This is a genomic window from Bacillus sp. OTU530 (genome assembly GCF_038440375.1).
The window spans coordinates 134,442-154,516 of the sequence record NZ_JASATP010000002.1 but is presented as its reverse complement, the minus strand read 5'-3'; the positions used below and the strand labels follow the sequence as shown (position 1 = coordinate 154,516).

Genomic DNA, 20,075 nt, shown 5'->3' with positions numbered 1-20,075 from the left:
CGCTACGTCGAATTGGCATCCGGCTAGAAATTTATATGTTCTTACAATGTAAAAAAGGAGATAAAGTGTCTGCTTTATCTCCCCTTCCATTTTTCCTTTATTATGAAGGAATTTTATAATTCCATATTACCAATCGTATATCCATCCACTGCACTTAATTTACCTCTCCAATAATTACCGTTAAGGGATATAGGTTCTTGATTCACTCCAAAAATCTGGACATTCTTCAGATGAATGAAGTTGTAGTCAGGAGGAGCTGCCGTCTCTTCTTCTGAGTCTTCCTCCATTTCTAAAAAGTTTCCGTATATCTCACCGAACAGCTTGGCTACGCTGCTATCTTCACCTGATACAGCGTTAACTATTCCTTCTAGATATTTTTTACGAGAAATAGCTGTTCCTGAAATAATGGCCCCGCCCACATTAAGGGTAATACCTACCTCAAGCTGGATTTCCTTATGTTCGATTAAAGCAATGATAGTATTCAGATAAATATCACGCTCAATATACTTTCCCTCAAAATACTTAAGTTCGTTTGTTTCTTCGCTCATTAGCCTGTCTCCTTTCTGATTACACTTCAGATTATAACATTAGCTGGAAATTTATACTCCCTTTCTTAAAGGGGAAGCAAAATAAGCACGTCATCTTTTCTTATATAACATGAGAAAAGAATAACGTGCTTTTGAGTTTGCGGACAATAGCTTTTACCTTGATGAATGTCGCAGTACACCAAATAAGGGAAATTTCATTTCATAGGATTTGAAGAACATTAAGATACTGATAAAACTCGTAATTGAACTGGTCTTTCTATAGGAGCCAGTTCAAGCTCTTCTGTTGTTAATTCAAGAAGCTTTCCTAAGAATTTTATCGTTTCTATGTTGTATTGAATATCTGCTCCTGTGCAAACATCTTCCTTTTTCACCTTTTTTATACGTTCATTTATAACTTCTTTATAGCTGCTTGTTTTAATAAACCATTCTCCTAAGAGTTTCTTTGTTGCCGCTCTCTCATCCTCACTTTTAACTGCAAATAAACTTTCTGTCTCGGTCTCTTTTAATGTAATTAAGCTAAGATCCTGGTTCATACAAATACAAAAATAATTTCTTAAGCTATTATAATACTTTTCGTTTTTTAAAAGAAAATACTCGATTCCAAATTGGACTTCATAAAATGGACTCTCTATGGTTGGAGTATGGATTTCTTTTATTTGAATATTTTTTACTACATCTAAATAGATTTCTAAACCGTATACAGTATGAATTACTTTTGCGTCTAATAGATTCATACTACTTTGCCTCTCTTTCACATTACGATCATGTTTTATCTATCCCTAAATAAGGAAAACTTGCCGATTGGCGAGCCCTGCCCTTGGGCGGAGACAGAGGCATAGTTGCCCCTATACTTTATTCCTAAAGTTTCTCGCTTAAAGTGTAAGAAATTACTTAAGACTTCATTACCAATCCTGGCTTCTTATTTTAGATCCAATTAGTATGAAAGACTCCCTCTTTGTCGACACGTTGATACGTATGAGCGCCAAAATAATCACGTTGTGCTTGTAGAAGGTTAGCTGGCAATGTTTCTGTCCGATAGCTGTCATAGTAAGCGATCGCACTAGAGAACGAAGGGACTGGAATACCACGTTCAATTGCTACAGCAATCACTTGACGTAATGCAAATTGATAGCTTTCGACAATTTCTTTAAAGTACGGATCTAACAATAAGTTTGGTAGATTAGCGTCACGGTCATAAGCATCCTTGATTTTTTGCAGGAATTGCGCACGAATAATACAACCGCCACGGAAAATCATGGCAATGTCACCATAGCTAAGATTCCAATCGTATTCTTCAGACGCAGCACGCATTTGAGCAAAGCCTTGCGCATATGAACAAATCTTACTCATATATAACGCCCTACGTACCGCTTCAATTAACTCTGCTTGATTGCCTTCAAAAGATTTCACTTCAGGTCCTCTTAATTGTTGGCTTGCTATTACACGCTCTTCTTTCATTGCAGACATAAAACGTGAAAAGACGGATTCTGTGATAATTGGAAGTGGAACTCCTAAATCTAATGCATTTTGGCTTGTCCACTTACCAGTACCTTTTTGTCCTGCTGTATCTAGAATTACATCAACAAGCGGCTTGCCTGTTTCTTCATCTATTTTTGTGAAGATATCTGCAGTAATTTCAATGAGATAGCTATCTAATTCCCCCTTGTTCCACTCTGCAAACACTTTATGAAGCTCTTCAGCCTCTAGGCCAAGCACATTCTTCAGAATGAAATAGGATTCTGAAATCAATTGCATATCACCGTATTCGATACCGTTATGAACCATTTTTACGTAGTGGCCAGCGCCATTAGGGCCGATATACGTACAGCAAGGATCACCATCCACTTTTGCTGAAATCGCCTGTAAAATCGGCTCTACAAGTTCATATGCTTCTTTTTGACCGCCTGGCATAATGGAAGGACCTTTTAGTGCACCTTCCTCTCCACCTGAAACGCCTGTACCAATAAAATGAATACCTGTAGTTTCTAATTCTTTATTACGTCTAATTGTATCTACGAATAACGTGTTTCCACCATCAATGAGAATATCATCTTTTTCAAGATACGGTTTTAATGAATCAATCGTTGCATCTGTTGGTCCGCCAGCTTTAACCATAAGTAAAATTTTACGCGGTTTTTCTAAGGAGTTCACAAACTCTTCAATGCTGTATGCCCCAACAAAATTCTTTCCTTCCGCTTCACCCTTTAAAAATTCTTCTGTTTTATCAGCTGACCGGTTGTACACAGACACAGAATAACCTCTGCTCTCAATATTTAACGCAAGATTTTTCCCCATAACCGCTAAACCAATAACACCAATTTGTTGTTTTGACATATATATATCCTCGCTTACTTTATTAGTGGATGATTTCTAGAAATAATTGTAATACCTAAAAATATCTTGGTACTATGAATTTAAAATTTAATTAGAATTTGTTTTAAAATATTGGGGTTAAACCCCAGTCATTAATAGCGCAAGTAAAAACTTGTAACATCTCCTTCACTCATACGCAGTAGCTTTTCTTGGAGATCTAATTTATCTTTCGCATTGTCTCGAGTTACGATATCAGTACCACTATCGATCGATTTCCTAACCTTCTCTCCTTTTATTGCCTTAAACGCTTGTTCCACACTTATATATCCCATATCGTAGGGATTCTGTGCAATGGTAGCACTCAACTTCCCCTCTTTAATATACTTCACCATTTTCGCATTACCTTCTGTTCCAACAACAGGAATTTTTAAGCCTTTCTGCTCTATTACTTGTAATGCATCTAGAGCCAAGAGATCATCTGTAGCAAATACACCCTTAATATCCGGATAACTTTGTAAAATGCTTGTCATCGCCGATTTTACATTCCAAAATTCATCATACCCCTGCCGTTGTACAACAACTTGGATACCAGCCTCTTCCAAGCTTTCTTTCGCTCCCTCTATCCGCTTCCCGCTAACTGTATCTGATAACGTCCCATGAATAAGGGCTACTTGATCACCCGGCTGTAGCATAGATGCTAGTAACGCTCCTGCTTTTTTTCCTAATATAAAGTTATCAGTTCCAATAAAACTTGTTTTATCCTTCCACTCAACATCCGTATCAGCCAGTAAGACAGGAATATTCTTTTTCTTATATTCCATTAATATAGGGATAATGGATTGTGACTGGGTCGGAGCAATGACGAGCGCATCCGGATGTTGTTTTAAAAGCTTGTTTAATAGATCAGCTTGATTGGTGATAGAATGACCGGAATCAGATATAATCACTTTACCATTGAGCCTTAACTCATTGAGTGCTCTTTCTGCTCCTATGTTAAACGCTCTCCAATATTCTGTTTTTACTGTTTTTGAGACAATCATGACCGTAAGACGATTATCCTTTTTAGGAAATTCAAATATAGCACCTATTAGGATTGCAAGGAAAAACACATAAACTATTAGGAGCGTCCATGTCTTTTTCACTATTCGTCCTCTTCTCTACCTTTTATGCTGATAAAATATTCTTCATCATACAATTGCATTTAAAATTGTTTTCCATCAAGATAATTTATGAAATGGATACTTTTATTCGTTCAGTTATAATATTATTCGGATAAACGCTTCATCAAGCGCGCTTTTTCCGCTTCAAAGCCTGGCTTGCCAAGTAAAGCGAACATATTCTTTTTATAGGCCTCAACTCCAGGTTGATCGAACGGATTTACTCCTAGCAACAGCCCGCTAATCCCACAAGCTTTTTCAAAGAAGTACACCATTTCACCAAATGTGAATTCAGTCAATTCATCCAATTCGATAACCAAGTTTGGCACTCCCCCATCTACATGGGCCAATACTGTACCCTGGAAGGCTTTTTTATTCACATCATCCATTGTTTTTCCAGCCAAAAAGTTCAAACCATCTGTATTCGCTGGATCTTCTTGAATCGTTAGTTGAATTTTCGGTTTTTTAATTTGTAGTACCGTTTCAATCAAATCACGTCGACCTTCTTGTACATATTGACCCATAGAATGTAAATCGGTCGTAAAATCAACGGAAGCAGGGAATAACCCTTTTTGGTCTTTGCCTTCACTTTCTCCAAACAATTGCTTCCACCACTCAGATACATAATGAAGAGAAGGTTCATAGTTTACTAACAACTCTATGGATTTCCCTTTACCGTAAAGTGCATTTCTCACAGCTGCATATTGGTAACTCTCATTTGTTGAGAGTTCAGGATTGTTGTATTTGAGAGCAGCGGCAGCGGCCCCAGCCATCATTTGATCAATATCAAGGCCAGCTACAGCAATGGGTAATAGACCTACTGCAGTTAGGACAGAATATCTTCCACCTACATCATCAGGAATAACAAAGGTTTCGTAGCCTTCTTCGTCCGCAAGTTTTTTCAATGCTCCTTGTGCTCGATCCGTGGTAGCATAAATACGTTTTTTCGCTTCTTCTTTCCCGTATTTCTTCTCCATATAGTCACGGAAGATCCGGAAAGCAATGGCAGGCTCCGTTGTAGTGCCAGATTTGGAAATGACATTAATAGAGATATCCTTACCTTCTAATAACTCTAGCAAATGAGCTACATAAGTAGAGCTAATATTCTGGCCTGCAAAGTATACTTGCGTTGTATCATTCATTTGGTTATGAAATGTGTGAGATAATGCCTCAATCGCAGCCCGTGCACCTAGATAAGATCCTCCAATACCAATCACAATCAGAGCGTCGGAACTACTGCGAATTCGCTCGGCTGCTTGTTTAATTCTTGAGAATTCGTCTTTATCATAATGGTTCGGTAAGTCCACCCAGCCAAGGAAGTCGGACCCCGGTCCTTTTTTTTCATGAAGCATGCTATGAGCTACTTTTACAAATTCGCTTAGATTATCTACTTCATTTTGTTGCATAAATGATAATGCGTTTGAGTAATCAAAAGAAATGGTCATATAACGCTTCTCCTCGGTATTGATTTATGTTTGCTATATTTAATCGTTTATTTCAGCTAAAACCTTTCTGCTTTCTCTAGGTTTGCAGTATCAATAAACAATTTCACAATCTATTTCCCCATTTTAAGAATGTGATAGACTTTTTGTTGTTTGAAGTAATCCTTTTGCAGTTTGAACAACATTTGCCGTTGTAAAGCCAAACAGCTCCATGACTTCCGCCCCTGTTCCAGAAGCTCCGAATGTTTCGATAGATACGATTTTCCCTTCGAATCCCACATAGCGTTCCCATCCAAGGGAGATTCCCATCTCGAGTGCTACACGCTTCGTAACAGATGCTGGCAGAACAAGCTCTTTGTATTCTTTTGGTTGACGATCAAACAGTTCCCAGCTTGGCATAGCCACAACACGAACGGATACATCCTCTTTTTCCAATTCAGCTTTCGCATTCACAGCCAGGGACACTTCCGAACCTGTCGCAATCAAGATTACATCTGGATGTTCATCCGTTTGTGTTAGTACATAGGCCCCTTTAGAAAGATTCTCCAGATTCGCTTCTGTTTCATGGAACACAGGCAGGTTTTGCCGGCTGAGCACCAAAGCAACCGGACCATCTGTTTGCTGCAGAGCATACGCCCAAGCACTCGCTGTTTCATTTGCGTCTGATGGACGAATCACTGTAAGGCCAGGAATCGCACGAAGAGCCGCCAGTTGTTCGATTGGCTCATGAGTTGGACCATCTTCTCCAACTGCAATCGAATCGTGAGTAAAGACATACGTAACCGGCAGCTTTTGCAGGGCTGCTAGACGAATAGACGGTCTAAGATAATCATTGAACACAAAGAAGGTACTTACAAAAGGCTTCACCCCGCCATGAAGAGCCATTCCATTGCCAGCTGCTCCCATCGCGTGCTCACGAACACCGAAGTACACATTACGTCCACCAAAGGATTCTACTGCGTATGCTGCTTCTCCCTTGATATCGGTCATAGTAGAGTGGGAAAGGTCTGCGCTTCCTCCAAAGATAGAAGGAAGCGATTTTACAAAGTGATTCATCGCCTCTCCGCTCGCTACACGAGTGGAAATAGATTTTTCTGTATCAAACGTCAAAATATCTTTCGCTTCGATAAGAACCTCCCCTGTAATGGCTTGTTCTAGTTCATTTGCTAGTGCAGGATACGCTTCTCGATACGAACGGAACAATTCCTTCCATTGCTCTTCTTTGCCGATCCCGCTTTGTTTTAGTTCTTCAAAATGGGCTTGTACTTCTTCTGGCACAAAGAAATTCTCTTCATAGTGCCAGCCATACGCTTGCTTCGTTGCTTTCGCTTCTTCTGCTCCAAGCGGATTCCCATGTGCCTTGTTTGTTCCGGCAACTTTTGGGCTGCCGTAGCCGATAATCGTTCTAATTTCGATCAAGGTTGGCTGATCCGGATTTTGTTTCGCTAATTCAATTGCTTTTGCAATATCCGCGACATTATTTCCATCTTCCACACACAAATATTGCCAATGAGCAGATTCAGCTCGCTTTTGAATATCCTCTGAAAAGGAAAGGTTTAAGGAACCGTCCAAAGAGATGTCGTTTGAGTCATATAAAGCAATTAATTTTCCGAGTTTCATATGACCAGCCATCGACATAGCTTCATAAGCGACACCTTCCATTAAATCACCATCACCCACTAACGCATATGTGTAATGGTCAATCACAGGAAATCCGTCTTGGTTAAATTTCGCAGCCAAATGCGCTTCAGCCATTGCCATCCCGACCGCATTTGCAATCCCTTGTCCTAAAGGACCCGTTGTTGCTTCAACACCATCTGTATGACCAAATTCCGGATGACCTGGTGTTTTGCTGTTTAGTTTTCGGAAGCTTTTCAAATCATCTAATGACACATCATACCCAGCTAGATGAAGCAGGCTATACAACATACTAGAGCCATGTCCTGCAGACAAAACAAATCGATCTCGGTTAAACCATTTTGTATTTGCAGGGTTATGATCCAGATGATGCGCCCATAATGCATACGCCATGGGAGCAGCCCCCATCGGAAGGCCCGGATGGCCGGAATTAGCCTGATTAATAGCGTCAATTGATAAAGTGCGAATTGTATTGATAGCTAATGTTTCAATGTTATAGTTCATACTTGTATTCTCTCCTTGCTATTTTGTGATCTAAGATTAAGCTTGCAAAGCTAACTCTAGGTTTTTAAGAGCTTCTTTATCTAACCACCACTTAAACCCATCCTCTTTCAATAAATGATGAGCTGCCTCTGGGCCATATGAACCCGCCTGATAGAGGTGAAGCGGTACAAGATTCTCCTCAAAGGCTTCTAAGATCAGCTGCACCCATTCCCAAGACAATTCAACCTCTTTCCAATGGGCAAAGAACGTGGAATCGCCACGAATGGCATCAAAAATCAACCGTTCATAAGCCTCAGGCACACCTTCTTGTTCTGATGTGAAATTGATCCTTACTGGCTCCATCTTTCCATCATTCAATGGGTTTTTACTATTGAGCTGTAGGGAAACATTCTCATTCGGATTGATCTCGATGATCAAAAGATTAGGCTCTGTTTGCTCATTTCGATTTCTATATAACTCTTTTAATGAATCTTTGAACTCGATTACGATACGAGTAGATTTTTCTTTCATTCTTTTTCCTGTACGAATATAGAAAGGCACTCCATCCCAAAATGGATTATCAATCCGCAACCTAGCAGCCACAAACGTGTCATTGTGGGAAGAAGCTTCAATTCCGGGCTCATCTGTATAGCCGGCAGCCGGCTGACCGTGAATCTCTCCTGCACTATACTGACCGCGAATCACATGTAAGCCTACATCTTCCTTTTTTAACGGACGAAGAGATTCCATAACCTTTCTTTTTTCCTCACGGATATCATTTGCGCTAATTTGTTTTGGTAGATGCATAGCTGTCATCATCAGCAGCTGCAGCATATGGTTTTGCACCATATCACGAATCGCTCCTGCCCCGTCATAATACGCTGCTCTCTCTTCTACCCCAACCGTTTCACTAGCTGTAATTTGCACATTAGCAATATATTGATTGTTCCATAATGCTTGCAGAACAGGATTTGCAAATGCTAAAGCTTCCAAGTTTTGAACCATTGGTTTTCCAAGATAATGGTCAATCCGATAAATTTCTTCCTCTTCAAAAGCCTTGCTTAGTTTTACATTTAAATCGCGAGCAGATTCTAGATCATGTCCAAATGGTTTTTCAATAATCAGACGTTTCCAACCCTTTGTCGAACCTAATCCACTCTCCTTAATATTTAAAGCAATCCCATCAAAAAGCTCTGGTGCAACCGATAGATAAAACATTCGGTTTTCTGGAATATGTAACTCTTCTTCACGTCGCTCTACAAAATCCAGTAGCTTCCCGTAATCTTCGGTATTTGTTACATCTAGAACCTTATAACGAAAGGCATCGAGAAATTCTCCCATTTTGGAATAGTCATGCTCCACCCGCCTAGAAAATGTTTCTATTGATTGTTCCACGCGATTTTGAAACTCAGCATCAGACAAAGCTCTCCTGCCCAGACCAATAATAGAAATCGATTGGGGCAGTTTTTGATCAACAAATAAATTGTATAAAGCAGGGTAAATTTTTCTCTTAGCTAAATCCCCCGTTGCTCCAAATAAGACAAAGGTCATAGATTCCATTTTTTCGTTCCTCCTTTTTATTGAACACATTTCTTAAAGAAAACTCGCCGATTGGCAAGCCCTGCCCTTGGGCGCAGACAGGGGCGTAGCCCTACTTATACTTTATTCCTAAAATTTCTCGCTACGTCGAATTGTCTTCCAGCTAGAAATTTATACTTTCTTAAAATGTAAAAACTATTTTTTCTCCATTATAGAAATATTAGTTAATGGCGGAATAAAGCTTATTAAAAACTAAACGAAAGAGGCTTGGACGATAGGAACAAAAAATAGAGAATTTTCTCTGTAACTGCAGCTTCTTTTGAAAAGATTGTATTGTAACAAATATAAATCAGGAGCCTAATATCTCTTCGGAGTAACGCACTTTAAACATAAACAAATTTCCTATACAGAAATGTTATTTATTATTTAGAAAATTCATATCCAGATTATATATTATTCTGAAAACGAATGCAATTGTAAATATATAGCTAAGGTTCTGGTGCAAAAAAAATTTATTCCCTGTGGTTCGCAATATAATCTGCCGTTCGAATAGCTAAGGCTACGGTTGTCAGCGTAGGATTGGTGAGCCCCGTAGTTGCTCCCATACTGTACTCCTAAAACTTCCACCTACGTCGAACTCGCTTCTATCTGAAAATTTATACCTTCCTACAGTGCACAAAAGCCATCACCTTTTGATGATGGCTTTTTTCGCTTATAACTTTCCCTTCTTACTCTCAATAAGCTCCTAAAGTTATCTGTTCCAAGTGTGGCAGCCCGATGTCTGCCTGCTAAAAATCCTGCTACAGCATAATGCTCCTTTGAAATTTTAAATTCCTCTGCATGGAATAATACAAATTGTATAGCTTGTACAAGATCCTTCGTATTCCTAACCTAAACTAATTATTTTCTATCTATTCCATATAAAACATTTCTACTAATTCAACAGCAACCGGGCTATTATCCGGATTTGTTTTCATTAATGGTTTCATATATTCCCACCATTTTCTACAAATCGCGGTTTCAGCCATTTGATTCCATTTCTCTTCACTTTCAATTTCTACATAAGCAAATAACTTTCCAGTTTCTTTTTCTAAAAAAATAGAATAATTATGAGCTCCATGTGCTTTTAACTCTTTTACCATTTCAGGCCAAATTTCATCATGTCTCTGTTTATATTCATCATAACTGTCTTTATTAACAAACATGATAGACGCTTTTCTAATCATTATTCATTCTCCTTTGTTCTTTTTAAATATCGTCAGAAACTTCTTTAATATAGAGTCGCTGCCTGATAGCCAACATCCATTAAAATGTAACAAAACTATCCGAACCCGTAAAAGGCTGTAAATGAAGAGACATTTACAGCCTTTACATATTACACTACGAGATTAATTCTTTCTCATCGTTTTTTTTATTTTTATAATTCACATAATTCTCATAGCCAACCGGATTATTCCCCCATGACTTTTCATAGGTCCAACCTGTTAATTGTTCAAACACCTGACGAGATTCTGGAGTAACACTTTTTTTAGATCCACCATTTTTCAAGCGTTCAATCTCAGCTATCAAGGTAACATGATTTTCTTTTGTTAATTTGTAACGGAAGGAAACAATTAATCCACCAATTAAGAAGAAAAGTGTACCAAACAATAGGATAAATATGATAGTATTAACTACAGAGTCTGGTTGTGTTTCTTGACCTGAAACAAATCCTGATGCGTCTAAAATAGCACCTACTAGAAATACTGCGAGTGCTTGCGTACCTTTTCGGATTAAGCTCATAACTCCAGCGAACACTCCTTCACGTCGCTGACCCGTTAACGCTTCATCCACATCAGGAATAAATGCATAGTTGTTCCATGGAATATAGTTAAGTCCACCGCGTCCCAACCCTGCAATACCAATCATAACAAACAATAGCGGTAAACTATTTGTCATATCAGTAAACTCTAATACGATAAATCCTGCAATACCAAGAATAAATAGAGAAATCGCAGTGCGGTAAGCCGGAGCTGGATTCAATTTAATAGTTATTGTCATCGCAATCCATACACCAATAATTTGCAGCATAAACATAAATGCTAATAAATTAGAAGCAACTACAGCACTTTTCATAAGAGCAAAGACTACAAAATAAGTGAATACCGCGTTAAATACGTCTTGGCTTAAATATCCGCCTAAATACATACCTAAGTGGTGACGGAATGTTTTTACACGCAAGGTAGAGAATAAATCAAGATAAATCTTTTGAACATTTTGTAAAAATGTTCTCTTATCTACCAGCTTTTCCTCGGGAATTTCATCAAAAGGGCGTTCCCAAGTATTTTTATAGAGAAGGCATAACACGATAATAAATATGACGGTAAAAATGATGCCGGAATACAAGAAAGTGAGAGGATCATCTTTACCTAGAGTTTCTACAAGACGTCCAGGAATAAATGCAGCAAATACAGCAGAAGCCTGAGCGATAAACATTCTTGCGCCAGTAAATTTTGAACGAATCTTATAATCGTTGCTCATTTCTGCCGCTAGTGTATCATAAGGAATTAAGACCATAGAATACACGAGTTCAAAGATAATGTACGTTAATAGATAGTACCAATATCCAAATCCATCGACCCAAATTAACGTATAGACAAGAACAAGAGGAATCGCAGCTAAAATAAAGAATTTCCGTCTCCCAAACCGGCGACCTAGCTTTGTTTTATGAAAATTATCTGTAATATACCCCATTGTTGGCGCAGCAACTGCATCGACTACCCGGGCAATCGCGAAAATGGAACCAGCTTCAACGGCGGTTAATCCACAAAAGGTTGTAAGAAAATATAGTAACCACGCAGCGGTTAAGGCAAAGGCTCCTGCTCCTAAAAAATCACCTAATCCATAGGACAAATAATTAATAAGTTTTATTTCTTTTGACCTTTCTCCCATTTTGCCTTCCTCCAATTTATGAAACCGTAATCAAAAATCTGAAACACTAATATATAAAGATCTTTTTAAATATTTACAGTTGTAAGGTTCCGAACTCCCACGAACCAGCAGGCGAGAGCTCGGACACCTTTCTTTAAATGTTGTAATATAAATATTCTACTAAGCAAAGAATAGCCATTGATTGTCCATAAGGCATACCTGTCACAGGGATCTTTTTATAGAAATCTAGCGTGTCTCCCATTGCTGTACCAGCAGATACATGCTGTAGTTCCCCTTTGTCATCGATATTTTCAATAACTGCTTGGACTGCTTTTAATGCCATATTCAAATATTTTTTATCTACATGACGTTTACGAATAGCTTTTAAAGTACCGAATGCGAAACCTGCTGTACAAGATGCTTCTACATAAGATGATGGATCATCCAATAAAGTATGCCATAAACCGTTTTCATTTTGACATGCTTCCAAAGCTTCTAATTGTCTGTCAAGTGTATCAACTAAGATCTGACGAACTGGATCATTTGTTGGCAAATCAATTAAATCTAAAAATTCAGGAATTGCAATTGTTATCCAAGAGTTTCCACGGCCCCATAGTGCTTCAGCGAAGTTGTGATTCCCTTCAAAAGTCCAGCCATGGAACCATAATCCCGTTTTCTTATCAAAAAGATACTTAATGTGTACTAAAAATTGCTTTTTAGCTTCTTCAATGTATTCAGGTTTATTTAGCAAGAGACCGATCTTCGCCAAAGGTAAAACACTCATCATTAATGTATCGTCCCACAATTGTTGGTAGTTTTCTGAACCAAAGACAACGTGTTGAATGGCACCATCTTTTGTTCTCGTCATATCGTGATATAACCAATCGCCCCATGTTTCTAAATATGGTAAATAAGTTGGATTTTCTGTTTCTTCATATAAATACGCAAGTGTTATCATTTGCACCATCGTATTCACATTTTTCTCAACCGGTGGCTGTTTAAATTGCTCATCGAACCAGTTAATAATAATATTCAATACTTTTTCATTTTTGGTAAGCTTGTAGTATTTCACCATTCCGTAAAGGCCTACGCCTGCTGTCCATTCCCAGTAATTAAAGCTCTTATTATCTATTTTACGTCCATCTGCAAGAGGAATCGCATACTTTCCTTCTGGATCATTTAGATTAACTAAGTTATCAATTAATAATTCAATTTTTTGTTCAATTTCTTGTCTTTGCATCGTTAAAGCACTCCTTTTTATGAATAAATTGGCATGGTTGTTAAAACTAATGGTACTGCTTTAAAAAATAAAATATTGTATAATATTAGAGAGATAACGTTTTCATTACACGTTAACTTTTGATTATCTTTCCTGTCTTTATTATACTTCTTTTTTTCAAAAAATCTGCTATTCAGAAGCAAACCCACTGAAAAACAACATTTTTTATCTGTTTTTTAAACATTTAACTTTAAATCTATTACTTCATCATAAAAACAAAAGTTAAAAACAAAAACAAAACAACATTTATAAATGTTATGTACCAAGCTTTTTTTTACACTGCAGGAAAGTATAAATTCCCTACAGTGCAAGTGCAACTACATCTCTGGCTTCGCCCGAGGTCAGGGCGAAGCCAATCGACGAGTTTGCTCTAAAAAAGGCTTGGTACATGATTTTAAAACTATTTAATATTCTCTAAATCACAGATACAGTTCTATCTTACCAACCATCCGCCATCTACTGCTATAATGTGGCCATTCGTGTAATCAGATGCACGGCTTGCTAGGAACACAACTGTTCCCATTAAATCAGCTGGTGTTCCCCAACGTTCCGCTGGAATACGTGATAATATCTCTTTGTTGCGTGCTTCATTTTCACGGATTGGCGCTGTATTTGCTGTTGCGATATATCCAGGTGCAATTGCGTTAATTTGTACATTATGCACAGCTAATTCGTTTGCAAATGCTTTTGTAATCCCTGCCACACCATGTTTGCTAGCCGTATATGGCGGTACAAATTTACCCCCTTGGAACGATAACATCGATGCCACGTTAATGATTTTTCCGCTCTTTTGCTCGACCATAACCTTTGCTACTTCTTGACTTAAAAAGTACAGAGCATTTAAATTAAGATCCATTACAGCATTCCAATCTTCTTCTGTGTATTCCAGAAGCGGCGCTCTACGAATCGTACCTGCATTATTGACTAAAATATCAATTTTGCCGTATGCATCTAAACAAGCCTTGACGATTTCGTTGATGCTTTCTTTCCTCGTTAACTCAGCTTGAAAAAATGTTACATTACGGCCTTCTTTTTCAATAAGCTTCTTTGTTTCGTTCCACTCAGTACCATGTGTGACAATAAACAAATCCGCACCGGCCTTTGCTAACGCTACTGCAAATCCTTGTCCTATCCCTTTGTTTCCGCCTGTTACAATCGCTACTTTTCCGTCTAAGCGAAAGAAATCCATGGAAAATGTATCTAAATTCGTCATTCTTTACCCCACCTTTGTCCAGCTTTATTTTAAATCTTCCATTTTCACTGCATCCATGTCGTCGTACGTGATATTTTCACCGCACATGCCCCAAATAAATGTATAGTTGCTTGTACCGACACCAGAGTGGATGGACCAGCTTGGGGAAATGGCTGCTTGCTCGTTGCTGATCACTAAATGTCTCGTTTCATTCGGCTGCCCCATAAAGTGGAACGCACGTGTTTCCGGCTCCATATCAAAGTATAGATATACTTCCATGCGGCGCTCATGCGTATGGCACGGCATCGTGTTCCAAGCGCTTCCTGGCTCTAGCATCGTCAAACCTAATTGAAGCTGACAGCTTTGGCATACATTTGGATGAACATATTGATAAATCGCACGTTGGTTCAATGTACTTGGATTTCCTAAACGAAGGGGTTCGATATTGTTAATATCAATTTTTACCGTTGGGTATGTTTGATGCGCCGGCACAGAATTGATGTAAAACTTCGCAGGATCAGCTGCATCCTTGGAATAAAACAAAACCTCTTTTGTTCCTTTTCCTACATATAAACCATCACGGCGCTTCATATCGTATTCCACACCATCAAGCACGATTACACCGTCACCGCCGATATTAATCACACCCATTTCACGGCGTTCCAAGAAATAGCTGACTCCTAATTCTTTGCTTAATGAAATCGTTAATGCTTCTGCCTTTGGCATCACACCGCCAAAAATCATACGATCTACATGCGTATATGTTAGATTTACTTCGCCCTCCGCAAAGATTTTTTCTACTAAAAACTGACTGCGTAATTGTTCTGTTGTGTATGTTTTGATATCCTCAGGATGATGCGCATAACGTGTTTCCATGATTGATCCCTCTTTTCTTTTTAGTTAGGTTTTATTAGGAGTTCAAAAAAGTACTCTCTATAGTCGGCGAGTTTTCTTTATTAGCGTGCGATCTTACCAGAACCATTTTCAATAAATTGGAATACCTCTTCAACTGTGAAAACATTACAATCGCCGTGCACAGTATGTTTTAACGCAGAGGCTGCAGTCGCAAATGAAACAGTCGTTTGCGGTGATACTGTTTCCAACAGACCATATAGAATTCCTGCCGCAAATGCATCGCCACCGCCCACACGATCTACAATCGGCTGTATCTCATGTTTCTTAGATACATAAAGTGTACCGTCCGCGTATAAAGTTCCCTGTAATGTATTACTTGATGCTGAGTACACATCGCGGAAGGTAGAACTCATATATTGAATGTTCGGATACATTTCTTTGATTTTTTCGTAATAGAATACTAGTTTCTCTTCTCTTGTTAGCGTGCCCGCTGCTTGTTCAATGCCCAATAAGTAAATGGCATCCAATTCACCGCAGAAGCAAATATCCACATACGGCAATAATATTTGAAACACTTCCGATGCTTCCTTATGGCTCCAAAGCGAGGCGCGATAGTTACAATCAAAGCTTGTCATAACTCCGTGTTCCTTTGCTTTCTGCAGTGCGACGAGCGCTACTTCTTTCAAACAAGCGGACAAAGCTGGGGTGATGCCGGAAAGATGAAAAAGGGATGCACCTTGAAAGATTTCATCAAAATCTAATTCGGCTGCTAGTAACTCTGAGAAACTGGAATATTTTCGATCATACGTCACTTTTGCACTTCGTTCCCCAATCCCCGCTTCTAAGTAATACGTACCCAATCGTTCTCCGCCTGTTAAGAGATAATCCACATGAACGCCATGTGATTGAAGATGACGCCTCACACCTAGACCTAATGGATTGGCCGGTACTTTGCTCACAAAATAAACATCATAGCCAAAATGCGAAAGAGACACCCCAACATTTGCTTCCCCTCCACCATAATGCATCGTCAGGTGATTAGTTTGAGAAAGACGTTCCCCAATATGGGTCGAGAGACGGAGCATAATTTCTCCAAGTGTCACTATTTTTTTCATGGCTGGTTTACCCTTGCCTGTTGCACTTTTTCTACATATTGCCGAGCAAGTGAAGTAATTTGTGCATAATCTCCCGTTTTCGCTGGAGCAACTAAATTCCCGCCTACTCCAACTGCCACACAACCATTTTGAATCCACTTTTCTACATTGTCTAAATCTACCCCGCCTGTTGGCATAATATTTACTTGTGGAAGTGGCGCCTTTACTGCCTTGACAAAATCAGATCCGAAGGCGCTTCCCGGGAATAGCTTCACAATATCTACTCCAAATTCTAATGCACGCTTCATTTCGGTGATCGTCATACAGCCTGGCATATACGGAATTTGATACAAGTTACATAGTTTAGCAGTTTCCTCATCAAAGCTTGGGCTTACAATATATTGCGCACCAGCTAAGATCGCGATACGAGCAGTTGCTGCATCAAGTACAGTCCCTGCGCCAATCACTACATCTCCTCTGTCGGAATAGATGGATGCTAGCTGCTTAATAACAGCATCTGCATCTTGAATCGTAAATGTAATTTCAATACCTAGAATGCCGCCTTCGATACATGCTTCTGACATTCGAACTGCTTCTTCTACAGAATCAGCTCTCAAAACCGCTACAACTCCACATTGGGATATTTTTGTTAAAACGTTTAGTTTATTCATACGACTCCTCCACAAGCTTACATATTAGTAATAAATTAATTTTCTTACTGTCAAAAAACCACTTTAAATTTCCTAATAGGAAACTCAATTTATTATTCAGAAACTATACTTGGATTATATATTATCATGAAAACGAATGCAATCCTAAATACATATTTCTACTTATCTACATTTCGATTCATCTGACCTTTATTTAATGAACTTTATAATAAACTTTATAAAATAAATACTTTTCTTCTTCGTTCAAAACTTGTATCTTATAGACCTTTCCCGTGCTAAGCTTAGCTGCACTTACACTTTCCCCTGAAACTTTCTCACTACGTCGAACGGTCTCCTAGCTAGAAATTTATACTTTCGAAAAGTGCAAAAAAGCCAAAACTTTTTCAAAGAGCGCTTGGCTTTTGTTGTATTTCTTTTACTAAGAAAACAATCAAGATATTTTTATTCGAATCGATTCCATAAATTGCTGTTAACAAATTACAATTTTTGATGGGTAGCAAAACTCAAACAGCTCTTTAAATTTCCTATAAGGAAACTTAATTTACAATTAAGAAATTATATTCGGATTATATATTATCATGAAAACGAATGCAATCCTGAATGCATAACAGATTAACCCTCAATTCCCAAATATGTAAAATTTTAACTTATAAAAGTATAATAAAAGCCTCTGATGACAATTTTATTATTACAATTGTCATCAGAGGCTTTTATCGAAATTAAAGAGAAGCCATTTTATTATCATTATTTGCGATAAGATTGGCTTATTGAATATCATTCAGGATATTAAATTTGCATTTTTGTACTGCTTCAATAATTTGTTTATGAAATTCTTCAGTTAACCTGTATTTTGGCATACTAACACTGATCGCACCATAATTTTTATTATTTAAAGCAATGGATGCTCCAATACAAAATACGCCTTCTTCATGTTCACTATCATCATAGGCATAACCTAACCCTCTAACGTTTACTATTTCTTCCATAAAACCATGTTCTGTAGTAATCGTGTTATTTGTCAATTTAGTTAATGGATTACGGCTTAAATAATTCCTAACTTCTTCATCTGACACATCGGCTAGAACGGCTTTTCCCATTGCTGAACAATACATAGGAACAGTATTACCAACTTTAGAATATAAACATACAGGATTTTTACTCTCTATTTTTGTTACATAAACAATACTATCCTTATCGCGAATCCCTAAGTGAACCGTTTCACTCGTCACCTTTTGCAACTCCTCTAAGTGAGGTTGGGCTATTTGTTTTATATCCAAATTATTAATTGCTTTATTAGCATATTTAATCATAGATAAACCAAGACTGAACCTTTTGGAATCCAGATCCTTTTGAACATACCCTATTAGAAGCAAAGTATCTAGGATTTTTAGAGCTGTAGAAGTAGTTAATCCTGTTTCTTTAGCAATGGTAATTAAAGGCTGCGGTTCATCACACTTAGATAAGAAATCCAAGATAATGGATGCTTTAATAAGAACCGTTCCATAAGGCTGTTTTTTTTCATCCATTGTCTTATCCATTATTTTATCCATTAACATCACTTCCTTGTTATTGATTAAAAGATTGCGGAATAGTTCATAAATATAAAAACAGTAAAAGTCCTTTCTCTTTGCATTAAGAAGGACTTGTAAAAAATCATATCATTAAACACACAAAAAAGAAACTTATTAGAGCGTGTCGCAAAACTACAATTAAATTTTTGAGTTTTCATGACTTTAATTATAAAATTATCGTAAACGCTTTCTCCATAAAGAACAACACACTATTTTGCTTAAAGATAACAATATTTTGACTTTTCAGAAGCCATAATGACAATCCTGGAAATTTATAACTTCTTAAAGTGCGAAAAAGCATTCCGACACAAAAACAGGCTGTGGAGAGGACTTTCTCCACAGCCTGAAACACGACATGCTAAAAATGCGTCATGCTAATGTTTATTATGATGGATTTGTCGACCACATTCCTGCATTTTTAATAAAGATGCGCGGGTTCAATTTCAATTGTGCTACCATAAATTCTGCTAAATCCTCCGGCTGCATTACCTTTTCAGGATTGCCATCCGTTAGATTTTGTTCAATAGCTAAATCTGTCGCCACTGTGCTTGGAGTTAAGGCACTTACGCGAATGTTGTGCTTTCTCACCTCAAGCATTAATGATTCTGTCAAACCTAATACAGCAAATTTAGATGCGCTGTACGCGCTCGTTACAGGCGCTCCCTTTTGACCAGCTGTAGAGGAAATATTAATAATATCTCCTGACTTTCTTTCAATCATTTGCGGCAATACTGCTCTTGTTGTATAATACACACCCATGAGGTTTACTTGGATGATGTTTTCCCACTCGGCAGGCTCTAGCTCCATAAAGCCGCCAAACTTGGCAGTACCTGCGTTGTTAATAAGAATGTCAATCGGACCCAAATCCTCTGTAATATGTGCCACTGCATGGGTAATTGATTCTAAATCTGCAACATTCGCCGCAGCCGCAGACACGTTTACATCAAACTCCTGTAATTCTTCCGCTACTTTTTCCAGATTTGCCATCGTTAATCCGATGAGCCCAATATTTACGCCTTCTTTAGCTAATGCAATAGCAGCCGCACGGCCAATCCCTCTGCCTGCACCTGTAATAATCGCTGTCTTTCCTTGTAATGATTGCATGCTTGCACATCCTTTCTTTACTTCAGCTATGTAACAATAGCTTATTATAAGGATATATTTCCAAAAAAGCGAATCTCCTGTTCAGAAATAGAGCATCTGATCTGCTTGAGTAAGAGATACGACCTATTTTCTTAACAAGCAGAAAATTTGTATTATAACATTACATTACGTTATAATTTAAATAAAGAAAACTCACCGATTGGTAAGCCCTACCTTCGGGCGAAGACAGAGGCGTAGTTACACTTATACTGTATTCCTAAAATTTCTCACTACGCGAAA

At 38.2% G+C, this 20,075-nt stretch carries 16 protein-coding genes and 1 pseudogene; all 17 read right to left on the bottom strand.

All coding sequences use genetic code 11. From position 1 onward, the window contains the following. Positions 1-113: 113 nt before the first annotated feature. On the bottom strand, positions 114-548 hold the full coding sequence (gvpU, locus tag AAHB12_RS02035; RefSeq protein WP_129728467.1) for a gas vesicle accessory protein GvpU: 435 nt from the start codon (positions 546-548) through the stop codon (positions 114-116). A 218-nt stretch (positions 549-766) separates the two neighbouring features. Continuing rightward, positions 767-1,282, bottom strand: coding sequence for a hypothetical protein (locus AAHB12_RS02030; protein WP_342044146.1), 516 nt, complete (start codon positions 1,280-1,282; stop codon positions 767-769). A gap of 190 nt (positions 1,283-1,472) precedes the next feature. Further along, positions 1,473-2,882 (bottom strand): NADP-dependent phosphogluconate dehydrogenase, encoded by a 1,410-nt coding sequence (gene gndA / locus AAHB12_RS02025; protein ID WP_342044145.1) that lies wholly within the window; start codon positions 2,880-2,882, stop codon positions 1,473-1,475. A gap of 131 nt (positions 2,883-3,013) precedes the next feature. Next, positions 3,014-4,003, bottom strand: coding sequence for a sugar ABC transporter substrate-binding protein (locus tag AAHB12_RS02020; protein ID WP_342044144.1), 990 nt, complete (start codon positions 4,001-4,003; stop codon positions 3,014-3,016). Between the two features lie 122 nt (positions 4,004-4,125). Then, positions 4,126-5,463 (bottom strand): glucose-6-phosphate isomerase, encoded by a 1,338-nt coding sequence (locus tag AAHB12_RS02015; RefSeq protein ID WP_342044143.1) that lies wholly within the window; start codon positions 5,461-5,463, stop codon positions 4,126-4,128. A 123-nt stretch (positions 5,464-5,586) separates the two neighbouring features. Continuing rightward, positions 5,587-7,602 (bottom strand): transketolase, encoded by a 2,016-nt coding sequence (tkt, locus tag AAHB12_RS02010; protein ID WP_342044142.1) that lies wholly within the window; start codon positions 7,600-7,602, stop codon positions 5,587-5,589. 36 nt (positions 7,603-7,638) lie between these two features. Then, complete coding sequence (zwf, locus tag AAHB12_RS02005) at positions 7,639-9,141, bottom strand: glucose-6-phosphate dehydrogenase (protein WP_342044141.1); 1,503 nt, start codon at positions 9,139-9,141, stop codon at positions 7,639-7,641. Between the two features lie 645 nt (positions 9,142-9,786). Further along, positions 9,787-9,987: pseudogene (locus AAHB12_RS31645) on the bottom strand (hypothetical protein); the annotation flags it as partial. A gap of 44 nt (positions 9,988-10,031) precedes the next feature. Next, positions 10,032-10,346: an L-rhamnose mutarotase gene (gene rhaM / locus AAHB12_RS02000; protein ID WP_129728469.1), complete on the bottom strand. Its 315-nt coding sequence runs from the start codon at positions 10,344-10,346 to the stop codon at positions 10,032-10,034. A gap of 154 nt (positions 10,347-10,500) precedes the next feature. Further along, positions 10,501-12,051 (bottom strand): MFS transporter, encoded by a 1,551-nt coding sequence (locus tag AAHB12_RS01995; RefSeq protein ID WP_342044140.1) that lies wholly within the window; start codon positions 12,049-12,051, stop codon positions 10,501-10,503. A 133-nt stretch (positions 12,052-12,184) separates the two neighbouring features. Beyond that, positions 12,185-13,270, bottom strand: a complete 1,086-nt coding sequence (gene bglB / locus AAHB12_RS01990) for a beta-galactosidase BglB (protein WP_342044139.1) — start codon at positions 13,268-13,270, stop codon at positions 12,185-12,187. 472 nt (positions 13,271-13,742) lie between these two features. Further along, complete coding sequence (gene kduD / locus AAHB12_RS01985; protein ID WP_342044138.1) at positions 13,743-14,522, bottom strand: 2-dehydro-3-deoxy-D-gluconate 5-dehydrogenase KduD; 780 nt, start codon at positions 14,520-14,522, stop codon at positions 13,743-13,745. A gap of 24 nt (positions 14,523-14,546) precedes the next feature. Next, entirely contained in the window at positions 14,547-15,377 is an 831-nt protein-coding gene (gene kduI / locus AAHB12_RS01980; protein WP_342044137.1) for a 5-dehydro-4-deoxy-D-glucuronate isomerase, read from the bottom strand. Positions 15,378-15,457: 80 nt separating this feature from the next. Continuing rightward, positions 15,458-16,471, bottom strand: coding sequence for a sugar kinase (locus tag AAHB12_RS01975; RefSeq protein WP_342044136.1), 1,014 nt, complete (start codon positions 16,469-16,471; stop codon positions 15,458-15,460). Next, positions 16,468-17,121: a bifunctional 4-hydroxy-2-oxoglutarate aldolase/2-dehydro-3-deoxy-phosphogluconate aldolase gene (locus AAHB12_RS01970; protein ID WP_342044135.1), complete on the bottom strand. Its 654-nt coding sequence runs from the start codon at positions 17,119-17,121 to the stop codon at positions 16,468-16,470. The genes AAHB12_RS01975 and AAHB12_RS01970 overlap by 4 nt, the downstream gene beginning before the upstream one ends. A 764-nt stretch (positions 17,122-17,885) precedes the next feature. Further along, positions 17,886-18,671: an IclR family transcriptional regulator gene (locus AAHB12_RS01965; protein ID WP_342044134.1), complete on the bottom strand. Its 786-nt coding sequence runs from the start codon at positions 18,669-18,671 to the stop codon at positions 17,886-17,888. 405 nt (positions 18,672-19,076) lie between these two features. Then, complete coding sequence (locus AAHB12_RS01960) at positions 19,077-19,796, bottom strand: 3-ketoacyl-ACP reductase (protein WP_342044133.1); 720 nt, start codon at positions 19,794-19,796, stop codon at positions 19,077-19,079. Positions 19,797-20,075 lie beyond the last annotated feature (279 nt).